Here is a 15013-nt window from a genome sequence, read left to right on the forward strand (position 1 = left end):
GGCGGGGCGGGGCGGGGCGGGGCGGGCCGGGAGCCGGGACCGGCGGCGGAAGGCAAGGCTCAGCGGCCGCTCTCCCGTGCGAGCAGCGAGTCCTTCACTGGCAGCCCCCAGGCGAAGCCGCCGAGGGACCCGTCGGCGCGCAGCACGCGATGGCAGGGTACGAAGAGTGCCGGCGCATTGCGCGCGCAGATGGATGCCGCGGCACGCACCGCCCGCGGACTGCCAAGCTCTGCGGCGAAAGACGTGTAGGTCAACGGCTCCCCTGGCGTGATCTGCCGCAGTGCCGCCCAGCCAGCTTTTTGCCGTTCGGTGCCGAATTGGTGCACCGCGACAGTGTCGATCGCACCGAGGTCACCGTCGTAGTAGGCACGGACGGCGGCCGCGGCATCCGTTTCGCCATCACGGATATCGGTCGGACGCACAGCGATCGAGAGCCGGGCGATGATGGCCGTGTGGTCGTCCGTCCAGCCAGAGGCGAGCACGCGCTGCTCTTCGTCGACGAGCAACGTGAATGCCCCGTCCGCAGTGTCGAGTGTCTCAATGATGCTCATGTGATCTCTCCTTCGCTCCCCCGCGAGACTTCGCTTGTGTCCCAGAAATCGCCGATAGTGGTGACACACGCGAAGTCTCGCGGGTGGTGTTGGTGGTGGCACGCCAGAGGTGGGCGGTGAGGTAGCTGCGCCAGGGGGCGGTGCGAGTCGACCATGCGGTCAGCGGTGCAGGGTCCGCGGGGATGCCGGCTGCCGCTGCGCCGGCGCGTACGGCGACATCCCCGCGGAGGAACACGTCGGGGTCACCGAGAACGCGCATTCGCACGTAGTCGGCAGTCCAGGGCCCAATACCAGGCATGGCGAGGAGTGCCTCACGCTGCGCGACGCGATCGTCACCGACGGTCAATGTCAGCGACCCGTCGACCAGCGCGGCGGCAACTCCGGTGATGGCGCGGATGCGCGCGGCAGGTCCGCGCAACACCTCGGCGCCGTGTTCGGCAATCGCCGTCATCGTCGGGAACAGCCGACCCTGCCCATCCGGCGTCAGATCCCCCAGCGCTTCGGCAAGCTTCGTGAGTGCCGTGCGCGCGGCGGCGACAGTGATCTGCTGGCCGACCATCGCGCGGATGAGCATCTCATGCGGATCCGCTGCGCCTGGTACGCGGATGCCAGGAACCAGCGCCACCAGCGGAGCAAGCTCCGGATGCGACGACAGCGCCGCATCGACGGCGATGGGGTCGGCATCCAAATCGAAGATGCGACGCGCGGTCGCGACGAGCGGGGCAAGGTCGCTGAGGTGGGTGACTTGGACTCGCAGTCGAAGTCGAGCGCTCTCATCCTGACGCACCTCGAACCAGGCCGGTCCCCCTGGCATCCGCAGGTGTCTGGCGAAGGAGGCGTCGGTCGTGCTCTCCACGCCAGGTAGGGCGCGTGCAGTCATCCACGCGAAAATGCCGGGAGCATCCATCGGCTCACGGTGCGGGAGGATCAGGTCGATCGTGCCCGGTGCGACGATCGAGGAGATGCGTCGCCGAGCGCGCAACTCGGTGGGGGTCAGCCCGAACACCTCGCGAATTGTGTCGTTGCACTGACGGATGCTGGCGAAGCCGGCCGAGAACGCGATATCGGCGATCGCGAGATCGGTTCCGACGAGCAGCATCCGCGCGTTGTGCGCACGGTGGGCGCGGGCGAGAGCAAGTGGGCCAGCGCCGAGTTCGGTGGCCAGCAGGCGTGTGAGGTGGCGTGAGGAATAGCCCAGACGTGCTGCGAGGCCAGGTACTCCCTCACGCTCCACGACCCCGTCGGCGATCAGGCGCATCGCGCGCGCAGCAGTGTCGCCACGAATGTCCCACTCCGGCGACCCCGGCGCGGCTTCGGGCAGGCAACGCTTGCACGCGCGGAAGCCAGCCTCGTGGGCCGCAGCGCTGGTCGGATAGAAGGTGACGTTCTCCTGCTTCGGCGTTCGCGCCGGACAGCTCGGGCGGCAGTAGATCCGAGTGGTGTGCACTGCGGTGACGAACTGCCCGTCGAAACGGGTGTCGCGTGCGTCGATCGCGCGGTACCGCTCATCGAAGCTCATCGAGCTCATCGCCAGGAAGGTCATGCCTCCACTCTCGCACGCGCGGCGACGGTCGGCTAGCGGAATTCGGACATGACTGTGGTGAGGCTGATCCGCCCGGGGCGGGGGGTCGCAGATGGCCGCCTCAGCCGCCGCAAAGCGACCACGCGCGACACCTCCCCGCATGCCTCGCCCACTCCCTGGCCACCAGGGGTCGCAGATGGCCGCTTCAACCGCAGCCAAGCGGCCATGTGCGACACCTCTCCCCCGGTACGCCCCGGAACAACGCCGACGCCCCCGGGTAGCGCCGAGGCCCCGTCGTATCGACGAAGATAGGACGGGCCTCGGCGGGCAGGTGGGGCGTCGCCGTGCAACATCGCTCCCCGAGGGGCCACGCGCCCCCGAGGCTCGGGGCAGCGCGGAGCGATGCCCCGAGTGGGGCGTGGGGATCAGTGGAAGAAGTGGCGTTCTCCTGTGAAGAACATCGTCACACCAGACGCCTTCGCCGCAGCGATGACCTCCTCGTCGCGCACGGATCCACCCGGCTGGATGATCGTCGTGATACCGGCGTCGATGAGCACCTGAGCGCCATCCGCAAACGGGAAGAACGCATCGGATGCCGCAACCGATCCGACCGCACGTGCCCCGGCACGCTCCACCGCGAGGCGGCAGGAGTCGACGCGGTTGACCTGTCCCATGCCGACACCGACAGTGGCATTGCCCTTGGCAAGCACGATGGCGTTGGACTTGACAGCGCGGCAGGCCTTCCACGCGAAGATCATGTTTTCCATCTCTGCCTCGTTAGGACGCTCGCCGGTGACGAGCTCCCAGTTCTTCGCGACCGAGTCGATCTCAGCGGGGAATCGATCCGCATCCTGCAGAAGCAGTCCACCCGACACCAGGCGCACGTCCATCTGCTCCTGCTGCCAGTCATCGGGCAGCTGCAGCAGACGCAGGTTCTTCTTCGCTTTGAACACCTCGAGCGCGGCAGGCTCAAACGACGGGGCAACGATGACCTCGGTGAAGATGTCCTTCAGGTTCTCAGCCATCTTCAACGTGACCGTGCCGTTGGTGGCGATGACTCCGCCGTATGCCGACACCGGGTCGCACTCGTGAGCCCGCAGGTGCGCGCTGGCGATCGGGTCGAGCGCGTTCGGCGCCGTGGTCGCGATGCCGCAGGGGTTCGCGTGCTTCACGATGGCGACGGCGGGCAGGACCATGTCGAACGCGGCGCGCAGCGCGGCATCCGCATCGACGTAGTTGTTGTACGACATCTCCTTGCCCTGCAGCTGCACTGCCTGGGCGATGCCGCGGCCTCCGACGCGGGAGTAGATCGCGCCGCGCTGATGCGCGTTCTCGCCGTAACGCAGAGTCGACAGGCGCTCGGCCTTGATCGTCAAGTGTTCGGGCAGGTCGCCGGGCTCGTTGAGAGTCTCCTCGGCAAACCATGCCGCGACGGCGGTGTCGTATGCGGAGGTGTGTGCGAACGCACGGGCGGCGAGCTCCCGGCGCTGTGTGAGGGTCGTTCCACCGGCCGCGATCGATTCGATGATCGCAGGGTATGACTCGGGCGAGACGACGATCGCGACGTTGGCGTGGTTCTTCGCTGAGGCGCGAACCATCGCGGGGCCGCCGATGTCGATCTGCTCGACGACGTCGTCGCCGGTCGCACCGGACGCGACCGTCTCGACAAACGGGTAGAGGTTCACGACGACGAGCTCGAACGGGTCGATCTCCAGCTCGGCGAGCTGCCGGGCGTGGTCTTCGAGGCGCAGATCGGCCAGTAGTCCGCCGTGGATGCTGGGGTGCAGGGTCTTCACGCGACCATCGAGCATCTCGGCGACGCCCGTGACGGTGGCGACGTCAGTGACGTCGTAGCCTGCTTCTCGAATGGTTGCCGCCGTCGATCCGGTCGAGACGATCTCGACACTGGCTTCGGCAAGCGCCGCGGCCAGCACGAGCAGATCAGTCTTGTCGCTCACCGAGACGAGCGCGCGTGCGATCGGCACAGTGTCGCGATCGCGGTACAGGGAAGAGTCGTGGCTCGGGCCGGCCATGGGAGGTCTCCTTCTTGCAGTATTCGTGCGGTGGTCGTGCGGTGCAGTGATTGTGCAGATTTCGTGCGGGGGAAAAGCTCAGTGGGTCACGGCAAGCTCGCCGGTGGCGATGCGGCGCACCACATCGATCAACAAGCGGCGCTCGACGGGCTTGATGCGCTCGTGCAGGGTGTGCTCGGTGTCATCCGGCTGCACTGGCACACGTTCCTGGGCGAGAATCGGGCCGGTGTCGACACCGTCGTCGACGACGATGACGCTGGCTCCGGTCTGCTCGGCGCCTGCGGCGAGCGCGTCTCGAACGCCGTGCGCACCGGGAAACTCAGGCAGATACGCAGGATGCGTGTTGATGATCCGGGGCGCGAAGCGAGCGACCAGCGTCGCAGGCAGGAGCCTCATCAGACCGCTGAGCACGATGAGGTCGGGCGTCCAGACGTCAAGCTGACGACCCAGTTCTTCGCCCCACTCTTCTCTGCTGTCGAAAGAGCGGAACGGCACAGTGAAGCTCGGAATGCTGAACTCTTCGGCATGAGCGAGACCTTCAGCATCGCGGTCAGCACCGACGACAACAATCCGCGCAGGAAAATCGGGGTGGCGTGCGGCTTCGAGCAGGGCGCGGAGGTTCGAGCCGGTGCCTGAGATGAGAACGGCGACCGTGAGCACCCGGACAGTCTACCGGGGCGTGGGAGTGCTGCCGTCCGCGAAGAAGCCATGCTCTCCGAGCGGCTGCGTGTCGGTCGCGTCCGGGGGCTCTGCATCCTGCGTCGGCCACACGGCGGCGGTGCCCGCGTCGGTGCCGGCATCCGTGTCGGCACCCGTTGTGGGGGACGTGCCCATCTCGGCAGCCCAGCGATCTGTGCGCTCCTCGGCGAGCTCATCACGGTGTCGTGGGGCGAGCAGCATGATCGCGGCGCCGATGAGCACCTCCACTCCGATCGCGAGCGTCGTCCACCCGACGTGCGGTCCCGTCTCGGAAAGACGTCCAGGGCCGATGGATCCGGATGCCAGCGCTGCCGCGACCGCGACGACTGCCGCAGTGACCAGGGCGATACCTGCAGCGATTGCGGCACGCGGAGCGAGACCACGCGCAACGTCTTCCCAGACGAGCGCAGACCTCACGATCCAGCCTGCGAAGGCGCCTGCGGCGACGGGCAGCAGTACAACGATCAGCATCCAGATCGAGCTGTTCTCCGGGAGCAGGCCAAAGAGCGGCACGCCAGGAACAACCCCAAGCTGCGTGCCGGCGGGTGAGACCGCGGTGCCCGCACCCACCGAGAATCCGGGGCCGGCGATCCAGGCCACTGCCCAGACGAGCAGAGTGGGCAGGTATGCAAGGTGTCCGAGTGTGAGGACGGTGGCACCGGTGGCGTCGACGCGCGCAGCCTGGAAGAGGGCGACGACCTCTCCCCCGCGCAGCGCCACCATGAGCCCGACCATAAGGGCGGCGATGCCGGTGAGTCCTGCGACAACAGCGGTGGTGCCCCGGACGATTTCTGCGGGGACCACTCCCCAATCTCCCCAGCTGTCTACGACGTCGTGCAACCGGTCGATCAGAGAGTTGTCGCCCTCGCGCCAGGCGTAGCGGATGGCGCCGGAGAGGGCACCGACGAGATACACGGCGGATGGCAGCAGAATCGCGAGGCCGAACGGGACCTGCGCGATCTCCTCCTGTGCAGTGAGAGCAACGGCGGTTGCGATGAGAGCGAAGGCCACGGCGCCGGAGATGACCCCGAGCATCCAGGCGCCCGAGCGTGCAGCTCTGGTGCCTGAGCGCACCGCGAACAACAGAGTGAAGACAAGGAACGCGAGCGGCGTCAGCGAGAGCGTGAAGTTTGCGGCCTCTGGCGAGATACCGACGGCGGCAACCACGGCATCCGGGATCGCGATGTCGATCGGAACGCCATGACCGAACTGCCAAAGGGTGCCCGTGACCGGCCAGAGGGAGCCCCAGTCGGCCGTGACGCCGAAGGCGAGTGTCCAGAGAATGGTCAGCGGAGCGAGCAGCACGACGAGGCCGACGGCCGCCGCGATGGCAGCGTCGACGGCGGCGAGAATCGCGACGAGGAGGCGTTGCATGACTCCAAAGAGACTACGACGAGATCCTGACTGCCTCGCGGGGACGCGCGCGGGCCAGCAGACACGATATCGTCTCCAAGGAGGTTTAACCCGATGACAACTGCCCCCTCAACCACTACCGAGCAGACAGCTGAGCCGAAGAACGCACTTGACCGTTTCTTCGAGATCACCAAACGCGGCTCGACATTCGGCACGGAGATCCGTGGCGGCCTTGTGACGTTCGTCACGATGGCCTACATCGTGATCCTCAACCCGATCATTCTCTCGACCCCCGACGTCGACGGCACCGTGCTCGATGGCGGTGCGGTCGCCGCAGCAACAGCGCTGTCTGCCGGCGTTATGACGCTGTTGTTCGGCATCATCACTCGTCTGCCATTCGCCTTCGCCGCTGGCCTAGGAATCAACGCCTTCCTGGCCTTCTCCGTGGTGGGATCGGTGACGTGGCCGGAGGCCATGGCGCTGGTCATCATCAACGGTGTGGTCATCGTTCTGCTGGCAGCGACCGGTCTTCGCAAGATGATCTTCGACGCCGTGCCGATGCAGCTCAAGCTCGCCATCACTGTCGGCATCGGCCTGTTCATCGCCTTCATCGGTTTCGTGAATGCCGGCTTCGTCACTGCCACGGGCAATGCATCACCTCCGGTCGATCTCGGCGTCGGCGGCTCAGTCGCGAGCCTTCCCACGCTGCTGTTCGTGATCACGCTTCTGCTCGGCGGCGTGCTCATCTCGCTGCGTATCAAGGGCGCGATCCTCATCGCCCTCGTCGGCGGAACCGTTCTCGCCGCGATCGTCAACCTGATCTGGCCGTTTGGCCTCGACTTCGGCCTTGCCGGCGGCATCATGAGCGTGCCCGATCTCAGCCTCATCGGTGCCGTCGACTTCGGCTTCGATCTCACCAGGGTGAGCTTCGTCGCCCTCGTGATGTTCGTGTTCACTCTTGTGTTCTCGAACTTCTTCGATGCCATGGGCACCATGACGGGCCTCGCGAAGGAAGCTGACCTCGCCGACGCGAAGGGCGACTTCCCGCGTATCAAGTCGGCGCTGGTCGTCGAGGGCATCGGCGCAATCGTCGGCGGCACCACCTCGTCTTCGTCTGCCACAGTGTTCGTGGAGTCCGGTTCCGGCATCGGCGAAGGTGCGCGCACCGGATTCGCGACGTCCGTCACTGGCTTGATGTTCCTGCTCGCGATGTTTTTCACGCCCCTCACCTCGATCGTTCCGAGTGAGGTCGCCGCCGCCGCCCTCGTGCTGGTGGGTGCGATGATGCTCTCGCAGATCAAGCACATCGACTTCAGCGACTTCAGAGTGTTGCTTCCGGTCTTCCTCACCGCCACGGTGATGCCGATGACGTATTCGATCGCCAACGGCATCGGTGCGGGCTTCGTCAGCTGGATCGTCGTGAACGCGCTCTCCGGCAAGGCGAAGACGATCCACCCACTGCTGTGGATCGTCGGGTTCGGATTCGTGCTGTTCTTCGCCCGTGGACCTATTGAGGCGCTGTTCGGCGTCGCCTGATCACCACCGACGACGCGAGGGGCGGATGCTGCGGCATCCGCCCCTCGTCGTCTCCAGCCGGTCTCCGCCACGGTGTCTTCCGTTAACCATGACCGGGCACGCTCGAGGTGTGCCCCAACGCACCGAACAGACCAGTCGAAAGCATCTCTCGATCGCTGCGACAATCCGCGCAGACATCGAGACCGGACGTGTGACCATCGGCGACGCGCTCCCCAGCGAGTCGTCTCTTGCTATCCGCTTCGGTGTGGCGCGCGGCACCATACGCCGCGCGCTTGAACACGTCGAGCACACCCACCGCCGGCTGTCACGACGCGGGACACGGTGGATCGTGCATGCGGCGACGCTCGCACAGGATGTCACCGAACTGCGATCCTTCGGCCAATGGGCGAAGGCGATCGGCCATGAGCCTGGTGGACAGACGTTGCTCAGCAGCGAGGGACGCGCGACTGCCGAGGAGGCGCATGCGCTGGGAATCAGCGCCCAGCGTCCTGTCCTTCGCATCACACGCCTGCAATCCATCGACGACGTGCCCGTCATGGTCAAACGCACCACCTTCCCGCAGTGGCTCATTCCGACGATCATGCAGCTCCCGCAGGATGCGTCTTCCATCATGGAAGTCGTCGAACGCGTGCACGGCCCTCAGCTCGCCTACGGCGAGCATCTGATTTCCGCTGTGCTTCCCGACCCTGAGGATGCGCGGCTGCTGGGAATCTCGCGCACCACCCCGTTGCTTCGCGTGCAGCGCTCCGCCCGGACATTCGATGGACGGCCCTTCGAGTACAGCGACGACCGTTACATCGCGACGTCGACCTCGCTGAGCATCGTGAACTCGGCCCGTTCTGCACTAGCTCGCTGAGGCGATCAGTGACGGTTCGACTCGACCGTCACTGCGAGTCACCAGCTCTTCGCCCAGATGCGCCCTGTTGGCCTTGCACCGTGCAGTGCGCGGACGTCCGTTCCTTCTTGAGTGGAGGTGCCCCGGGATCCACCCCGGGGCACCCCTCCCCCGGAAGGACACACCATGACCATTCGCCGTTCGCGTTTATCGCGTATCGGAGCTGTCTGCGTCGCCACGACCACCGTATTTGCGGGCGTTCTCGCCCCGGGCATCGCAAACGCAGCCACATCGGCCCCGACCGCCACGGATGTTCCCGTGGATGATCGGGTCTTTCTCTCCGAGACGTTCGACTCGGGCACGATCCCGGAGGACTGGAACGCAGTCGCAGGAACTTGGAGCGTGAAGGACGGAGAGCTCGTCGGTGCCAACGGCGCCAATGATGCCAAGATCACCTTCGGCGAAAACCGCGAGAACTTCGCGCTCGACGTCGACATCACGTTCGAATCGGCCGCGAACAGCGGGCGCTGGCTAGCGCTGCTGCTCGATGCCCCCGCTGACGGTTCCATCCCCTGGCAGCAGGCGGCTCTTCGCAATGGCTCATCTGCAAGCAACGGAGTTGAGTTTACCCAGCGCACCGCCGCTGACGCCTGGAGGGTCACCGACACAGGGGCGACCGCAAGCGACATCGGAATCGGCACCAAGGCGCACCTCCGCGTCGAGGTGAACGGAAACGTCGGAACCTGGTACATCGACGGCAAGAAGATCATGACGACCCGTCAGCTGGTGCGCACCGCGGACGGCGTGCAGGGGCTCGTAGCGAACCAATCCGTCGTGCACTACGACAACCTCGTCCTCACCGAGATCGATCCGCTCCCTCCGATCACGATCCGTCAGCCTGGCGAAACCGGAGTCATCGTCGGCCACCGCGGTAACTCATCCGTCACGCCGGAGAACACGATGCCGGCGTTCGTCTCGACGACTCGTGCGGGTGCCGAGTACTTCGAGATCGACATCTACCTCTCCAAGGACCGCGTGCCAGTGGTCATCCACGATGGCACGGTGGATCGCACCACTGATGGCACCGGCTCGGTGACCAACATGACGCTTGAGGAGCTCCGCGCGCTGGATGCGGGTTCCTGGTTCTCCAGCGCGTTCGCTGGCACGAAGATCCCCACGTTCGACGAGGTTCTGACCTATGTCGCGAATGGCGGCACGGACGTCGTCATCGAGTACAAGGGCGACTGGAACGTCGAAGACACACAGCTCACGGTCGACATGATCGAGGCCGCCGGCGTCGAGAACAAGATCCTCGCGCAGAGCTTCAGCGCCACGACCGTTGCAAACTTCGCGACGGTGGCCCCCGATCTGCCGGTCGGCTGGCTCACCGGCGGAATCGACGCCTCGATTATCGGCACCGCGGAACAGATCGGTGCGGATGCCATCAACCCGAGCAACGCGACCGCAGAAAGCGTCGCCATGGCCCATGACGCGGGTCTGGGTGTTTTCGTGTGGACGCAGAACAGCCCGGCAGCATGGGAGTCCCTGACTGCTATGGGAGTCGACGGCATCATCACCGATCGTCCCGACGCACTCCGTGGCTGGATGCAGCGCTACAACCAGGCTCCTCCGACCCCCGAAGAGCCTGAGACCCCGGCGGAGCCCGGTGAGAACGCGCAGGCCATCGCAGTGAGCATTCCCGACTCGACTCAGCCCGCAGGCGAGTTCACGTGGCGCTTCAGCTCGCAGGACGTCATCTCGCTTGGCGAGGCAGCTCCTCTGGGTGACAGCTACGTCGCGACCGGTGTCCTGAACGACATCGAGATCACCGACACCCGCGTAAACCCGTCGTCGAGCTGGACGCTGTCTGGTCAGGCATCCGCGTTTGCGTCTGCGTCTGACTCCTTCGAGTCGAGCGCGCTCGGCTGGACGCCGCGGCTCACGGCCGAAGGCGCCGGAGCGGTCGCCGGTGAAGCTGTTGCACCAGGCGCCGGCGGCGGACTTTCGCAGAACGCCGTGCTTGTCGCGGCACCCAGCGATGAGTACAAGGGCGTCGACACCGCGATCGTCGCGGCCGACCTCGCCCTGCGCCTGCCGCTGGGACAGGTCGCCGGCGACTACGCGTCGACGCTGACTGTCACCGTCATCCAGTAACCGAATGCGGGGCGCAGCCGGCACGATGCGGCTGCGCCCCGCTTCCCCATTCCTCTTCGTCTTCGCTGAAAGGCCGCTCCGATGTCTCGTTCACTTCCTCGCCTCCCCCGCTTCGTCCTCGGCGTCGTCGCCGCCACACTGCTGGTCGTCCTGAGCGCGACCGCGACCACGGCGCTGAAAGCGTCCGCGACCGAGGCCCCGGCCGCATCGCCGGTGCAGGCATCCGCCGCAAGCCAGGTCGCGTGGAGCATGGTGCCGGTCATCACCAACATCGGCGAGGAACGCAGCAACTTCGCGTACGCCCTCGAGCCGGGTGCCGTCGTCGAAGACGCCGTTCTCGTTCGCAACTCCGGCGCCACAGGGCTCGACCTCGCCGTGTACGGATCTGACGCATTCACCGACGGATCCGGAGCCTTGGACATCGCGACGACCGATACAGGTTCTGACGCCATTGGCACGTGGATCGCGCCGAGCGTCGCGAGCGTGCACATCGAACCCGGAGAAGTCACCCGCATCCCCTTCTCGGTCGCAGTCCCCGCGGACGCGCAGCCGGGCGAGCACGCCGGAGCCCTCCTCACAGTGCTGCAGAGCGCCGGAGACATGGTCTCCGTCGACATGAGGTACGCGACGCGCGTCACGGTGACCGTCGCGGGCGACCTCACCGCCGGACTCTCGCTGGATCAGGCGCAGCTCGAGGTGGCGACCGGGTTCTGGCCATGGGAGGCGGCATCTGCCGATGTCTCCTACGCCGTCGCCAACACGGGCAACACGCGCCTCACCGCCATGCAACTGATCACGGCTCCTGGCGTCGAGGTCTTTTCTTCACCGGACGCGTCGACAGGCCTGGTCACCCTCGCCGAACTCCTTCCCGCGGCCAATGTCGACGTTGAGGCGACAGTCGAAGGACTCTCCGCCTGGTTGCCGTTCGCCGCGGTGCAGGTGGCGGTCTCTCCGACAGTCATCGCGACGGCCTCAGATGAGGTACCGACGATCGCCCAGCAGCAGCTCAGCCTCTCTACCGTCGCCATCGCGCCCGGATGGTGGGTGCTCCTCGCCGGTGCCGCGCTGGTGGTTATCGTCGCCGTTCGATTCGCCGTGCGCAGACGCGTCACTCCCTCGCGTACGCCGTGATGGATTCCGCTGACTACGCACTAAGATACATACACATCGCATGTAAGGGAAAGGTATGCCCCGGACAACTGCGGCGGAAGCCGCTGAGACCTCTCGAAGAATCCTTGGGGTCGCCACCGCGCAATTCGCCGAGCACGGCTACGCCGCGGCATCCCTCGACGACATCGCCCGCACGGCCGGCGTCACGCGCGGAGCGGTCTACCACCACTACTCCTCGAAGCCAGGGCTCTTCACCGCGGTCGCCTCGGGGCAGCAGCAGTTAATCGCGGACGCGATTGCCACTTCGACGGGCGGGGCGGATGCCATGACCGCTCTCCGCCTCGGAAGTCATGCCTTCCTTGACGCAATCACGCAGGGCCCCGCAGCGCGCGTGCTACTCGTCGACGGACCGGCCGTGCTCAGCTGGGACGAGCGGCGCCGGATCGATGCCGAGGGCCCGGCGACGCAGCTGCGCGAGGGACTGGCGGAGGCAGAAGTCGCGCCCGCACTGCTCGACGCTCTAACCGCAGCATTGTCGGGTTCGATGAACGAACTGGCGCTCTGGCTCTCTGAGCGCCCTACCAATGCTGCGGCCCGCATCAATGCGCACGAGACGCTTGATTTACTGCTGTCTGCTGTGCTGGCGCCCGGTCGCCGCTGATCGCGCGTCCGGATGGCGTCACCCGCCCCGCGGATCAGTCCTGGAGTGCTTCGAGGGGGAAAGGTTCGAGTACGAAGATCGCGATCTTCCGATCGGTCTTCGTCTGGTATGTGTCATAGGCAGGCCATACGGCGGCCGCACGACGCCACCACTGCTCGCGCTCATCGCCCGACAGCTCGCGCGCATTGTAGTCACGCTTGTCCGCGCCATCCTGCAGCTCGACATGCGGGTGTCGGCGCATGTTCTCACCCCAGCGGGGCTCGTCAGGCGCCCCGCCCTTTGACGCGACGACGGCGTAGTGGCCCTCGTGCTCGACGCGCATCAGCGCGGTCTTGCGCAGCGCACCCGTCTTGGTCCCGACCGTCGTCAGGACGATGATCGGCACGCCCTGCAGCGTGTTCGCCTCTTGTCCGTTTGACGCCTCGAACTTTTCGGCCTGCGTACGGGCCCATTCGGATGCGGACGGCTTGTATTCTCCGGTCAATGGCATGATCTCAGCGTACGACACGGCACCGTGCCTCGGCCGCTCTCGAACATTCCATCAAAAGTAACGAAAAGATCTCGACGCGGACGCGCGCCTCTGGCATGATGCAAATCATGAGCGTTCGCAGACGACGCCTGTCGTGGACAGGAGCCGTCTGCGTCGCTGTGTGGGCGGCGTTCACCGGCTTCATCTCCCCCGCGGCCGAGGCACTCACGCACTCCCCGATCGATGCGCGCACGGTCGTCGCTCCGACCGATGGCGAGCCATTGCTCCTGTCACTCGACATCGTCAGCCTGCGGCCGCTGGCCGTCCTCCGGCTTCCAGGACAGGCGGGCGTCATCGTCGCACACCGCGGGCATTCGTCGGCCGCACCGGAGAACACGATGCCAGCGTTTACGTCTACAACCGCCGTCGGCGGGGACTACTTCGAGATCGACATCCGCATGTCGAAGGACGCCGTCCCCGTCGTCATCCACGACAGCACGGTGGATCGGACAACCGATGGGTCGGGCGTCGTGGCGGACATGACCATCGAGCAGCTGCGCGCCCTGGATGCCGGGTCCTGGTTCGACGACGCGTTCGCATACACCAAGATTCCGACGCTCGACGAGGTGCTCGCCCACGTGGCCGACAGTGGCACCGACGTCGTCATCGAGTACAAGGGCACCTGGAGCATGGCGGGCGTGCGCACGACCATCGACATGATCGAAGCCGCCGGTCTCGAGAACAAGGTCATTGCCCAGAGCTTCAGCCAGAAGACGGTCACGAACCTCTCGAAGGTCGCACCCGAGGTTCCGGTGGGCTGGCTCACCGACACGATCGACGAGTCGATCATCACCACCGCACAGCAGATCGGCGCCGACGCCATCAACCCGAACAGCGCGACCGCCCGGGGCGTCACGCTGGCGCACCGCGCCGGGCTCGGGGTCTTCGTCTGGACCCACGACGAGGATGCCGACTGGGAGGCGCTGACCGCGATGGGCGTGGACGGCATCATCACCAATCGTCCGGATGCGCTCCACGAGTGGATGCACGACCGCGACCGATTACGGGCGCCGCGCACGGCGACCGCATCCGCCGCTGCGCCTCCCAGATACTGAGCAGAGAGGAATTCAATGTCCGCCTTCGACACGGCCCCGCCCGTCCGCTATGTGACCGACGGAGGCCTCGAAACCGATCTGATCTTCCATCACGGCGTCGATCTGCCCGACTTCGCAGCCTTCGTACTCCTTGACGACGACACCGGGCGGCGCCTCCTGCAGGATTACTATCGCGGGTATGCAGAGATCGCCCGCGCGCACCGCGTCGGCCTGCGCCTCGAGACGCCCACCTGGCGCGCGAGCGCAGACTGGGGTGTCCGTCTTGGCTACGACCATGAGGCACTGCGACGCATCAACACCGATGCGGTGCAGCTTCTCCGCGAGGTCGCCGCGGAATACAACGACCTAAGCGATATCCACATCGTCGGGATGCTCGGTCCCCGTGGTGATGGCTATCAGCCGGGCGCATGGGACGCCATCGCTGGAGCGGACGACGCGTATGAATATCACCGCGCCCAGGTGCGCTCATTCGCCGCAGCAGGGGTCGACGTCATCGCCGCGTATACCCTCACCGATGCCGCAGAGGCGATCGGGATTATCCGCGCTGCACGCGAAGTAGGCGTGCCTGTTGAAGTTTCATTCACCGTCGAGACCGACGGGCTGCTCGCGTCGGGTCGCACCCTCGCTGACACCATCACCCGTGTCGACGCCGTGAGTTCGCCCGATGGGTACTTCCTCAACTGCGCGCATCCAGATCACCTCCGCCGTGCCATCAGCGACGAGTCGGCAGGTCGCATCGTCGGTGTGCGCCCAAACGCCTCCCGGCTGTCGCACGCGGCACTCGACGAAGCAGAAGAGATTGACGAGGGAGATCCAGCAGATCTCGCGGAGTCCACGGCCGAGCTGCTGGAGCAGCTGGGAACCGTGCGCGTGATCGGCGGATGCTGCGGCACGGACGCACGCCACGTCGCAAAAATGTGGGAACGGATCGACCGAAAAGCGTAGAAGGCCCCGGGCATGATGCCCGGGGCCTTC

Annotated in this window: 13 protein-coding genes; 7 read left to right on the forward strand and 6 right to left on the reverse strand. The window is 66.1% G+C overall.

Going from position 1 to position 15013, the window contains the following annotated elements:
• Positions 1 to 59 precede the first annotated feature (59 nt).
• From AC1C2O_RS07080 to AC1C2O_RS07100, 5 genes are all read right to left on the reverse strand, one after another.
• On the reverse strand, positions 60 to 551 hold the full coding sequence (locus AC1C2O_RS07080; protein ID WP_495429723.1) for a methylated-DNA--[protein]-cysteine S-methyltransferase: 492 nt from the start codon (positions 549 to 551) through the stop codon (positions 60 to 62).
• Complete coding sequence (locus AC1C2O_RS07085; protein ID WP_495429724.1) at positions 538 to 2094, reverse strand: AlkA N-terminal domain-containing protein; 1557 nt, start codon at positions 2092 to 2094, stop codon at positions 538 to 540. Before AC1C2O_RS07085 ends, AC1C2O_RS07080 begins: the two co-directional genes overlap by 14 nt.
• Before the next feature lie 404 nt (positions 2095 to 2498).
• Positions 2499 to 4106, reverse strand: a complete 1608-nt coding sequence (gene purH, locus AC1C2O_RS07090) for a bifunctional phosphoribosylaminoimidazolecarboxamide formyltransferase/IMP cyclohydrolase (RefSeq protein ID WP_495429725.1) — start codon at positions 4104 to 4106, stop codon at positions 2499 to 2501.
• A gap of 78 nt (positions 4107 to 4184) precedes the next feature.
• Positions 4185 to 4766: a phosphoribosylglycinamide formyltransferase gene (purN, locus tag AC1C2O_RS07095; protein ID WP_495429726.1), complete on the reverse strand. Its 582-nt coding sequence runs from the start codon at positions 4764 to 4766 to the stop codon at positions 4185 to 4187.
• Between the two features lie 9 nt (positions 4767 to 4775).
• Positions 4776 to 6179 carry a cell division protein PerM gene (locus tag AC1C2O_RS07100; protein ID WP_495429727.1) on the reverse strand — a complete coding sequence of 468 codons (1404 nt, stop codon included), beginning with the start codon at positions 6177 to 6179 and terminating at the stop codon, positions 4776 to 4778.
• Positions 6180 to 6272: 93 nt separating this feature from the next.
• On the opposite strand from AC1C2O_RS07100, the gene AC1C2O_RS07105 reads away from it, so the two are divergent.
• From AC1C2O_RS07105 to AC1C2O_RS07125, 5 genes are all read left to right on the forward strand, one after another.
• Positions 6273 to 7694: an NCS2 family permease gene (locus AC1C2O_RS07105; protein ID WP_495429728.1), complete on the forward strand. Its 1422-nt coding sequence runs from the start codon at positions 6273 to 6275 to the stop codon at positions 7692 to 7694.
• Between the two features lie 109 nt (positions 7695 to 7803).
• Entirely contained in the window at positions 7804 to 8550 is a 747-nt protein-coding gene (locus tag AC1C2O_RS07110; protein WP_495429729.1) for a GntR family transcriptional regulator, read from the forward strand.
• 165 nt (positions 8551 to 8715) lie between these two features.
• A complete protein-coding gene (locus tag AC1C2O_RS07115) occupies positions 8716 to 10683 on the forward strand; it encodes a glycerophosphodiester phosphodiesterase (RefSeq protein WP_495429730.1) in 1968 nt (655 codons plus the stop codon).
• An 81-nt stretch (positions 10684 to 10764) separates the two neighbouring features.
• Positions 10765 to 11814 (forward strand): hypothetical protein, encoded by a 1050-nt coding sequence (locus AC1C2O_RS07120; protein WP_495429731.1) that lies wholly within the window; start codon positions 10765 to 10767, stop codon positions 11812 to 11814.
• 55 nt (positions 11815 to 11869) lie between these two features.
• Positions 11870 to 12454 carry a TetR family transcriptional regulator gene (locus AC1C2O_RS07125; RefSeq protein WP_495429732.1) on the forward strand — a complete coding sequence of 195 codons (585 nt, stop codon included), beginning with the start codon at positions 11870 to 11872 and terminating at the stop codon, positions 12452 to 12454.
• Between the two features lie 34 nt (positions 12455 to 12488).
• Here AC1C2O_RS07125 and AC1C2O_RS07130 read toward each other — a convergent pair whose 3' ends face one another.
• Positions 12489 to 12944: a nitroreductase family deazaflavin-dependent oxidoreductase gene (locus AC1C2O_RS07130; RefSeq protein WP_495429733.1), complete on the reverse strand. Its 456-nt coding sequence runs from the start codon at positions 12942 to 12944 to the stop codon at positions 12489 to 12491.
• A 107-nt stretch (positions 12945 to 13051) separates the two neighbouring features.
• Between AC1C2O_RS07130 and AC1C2O_RS07135 the strand changes: the two genes are divergently transcribed.
• Together AC1C2O_RS07135 and AC1C2O_RS07140 are read left to right on the forward strand one after the other, a co-directional pair.
• Positions 13052 to 14038 (forward strand): glycerophosphodiester phosphodiesterase, encoded by a 987-nt coding sequence (locus AC1C2O_RS07135; protein ID WP_495429734.1) that lies wholly within the window; start codon positions 13052 to 13054, stop codon positions 14036 to 14038.
• A gap of 15 nt (positions 14039 to 14053) precedes the next feature.
• A complete protein-coding gene (locus AC1C2O_RS07140; RefSeq protein WP_495429735.1) occupies positions 14054 to 14983 on the forward strand; it encodes a homocysteine S-methyltransferase family protein in 930 nt (309 codons plus the stop codon).
• Positions 14984 to 15013 lie beyond the last annotated feature (30 nt).

Source organism: Microbacterium sp. Y355, from assembly GCF_059445345.1.

Bases quoted from the DNA above. Each gene is read 5' to 3' on its own strand.
- AC1C2O_RS07105 (WP_495429728.1), top strand. From the start codon at position 6,273: ATGACAACTGCCCCCTCAACCACTACCGAGCAGACAGCTGAGCCGAAG.
- purH (WP_495429725.1), bottom strand. From the start codon at position 4,106: ATGGCCGGCCCGAGCCACGACTCTTCCCTGTACCGCGATCGCGACACT.
- AC1C2O_RS07130 (WP_495429733.1), bottom strand. From the start codon at position 12,944: ATGCCATTGACCGGAGAATACAAGCCGTCCGCATCCGAATGGGCCCGT.
- AC1C2O_RS07135 (WP_495429734.1), top strand. From the start codon at position 13,052: ATGAGCGTTCGCAGACGACGCCTGTCGTGGACAGGAGCCGTCTGCGTC.
- AC1C2O_RS07125 (WP_495429732.1), top strand. From the start codon at position 11,870: ATGCCCCGGACAACTGCGGCGGAAGCCGCTGAGACCTCTCGAAGAATC.
- AC1C2O_RS07120 (WP_495429731.1), top strand. From the start codon at position 10,765: ATGTCTCGTTCACTTCCTCGCCTCCCCCGCTTCGTCCTCGGCGTCGTC.
- AC1C2O_RS07140 (WP_495429735.1), top strand. From the start codon at position 14,054: ATGTCCGCCTTCGACACGGCCCCGCCCGTCCGCTATGTGACCGACGGA.
- AC1C2O_RS07085 (WP_495429724.1), bottom strand. From the start codon at position 2,094: ATGACCTTCCTGGCGATGAGCTCGATGAGCTTCGATGAGCGGTACCGC.
- AC1C2O_RS07080 (WP_495429723.1), bottom strand. From the start codon at position 551: ATGAGCATCATTGAGACACTCGACACTGCGGACGGGGCATTCACGTTG.
- AC1C2O_RS07100 (WP_495429727.1), bottom strand. From the start codon at position 6,179: ATGCAACGCCTCCTCGTCGCGATTCTCGCCGCCGTCGACGCTGCCATC.
- AC1C2O_RS07115 (WP_495429730.1), top strand. From the start codon at position 8,716: ATGACCATTCGCCGTTCGCGTTTATCGCGTATCGGAGCTGTCTGCGTC.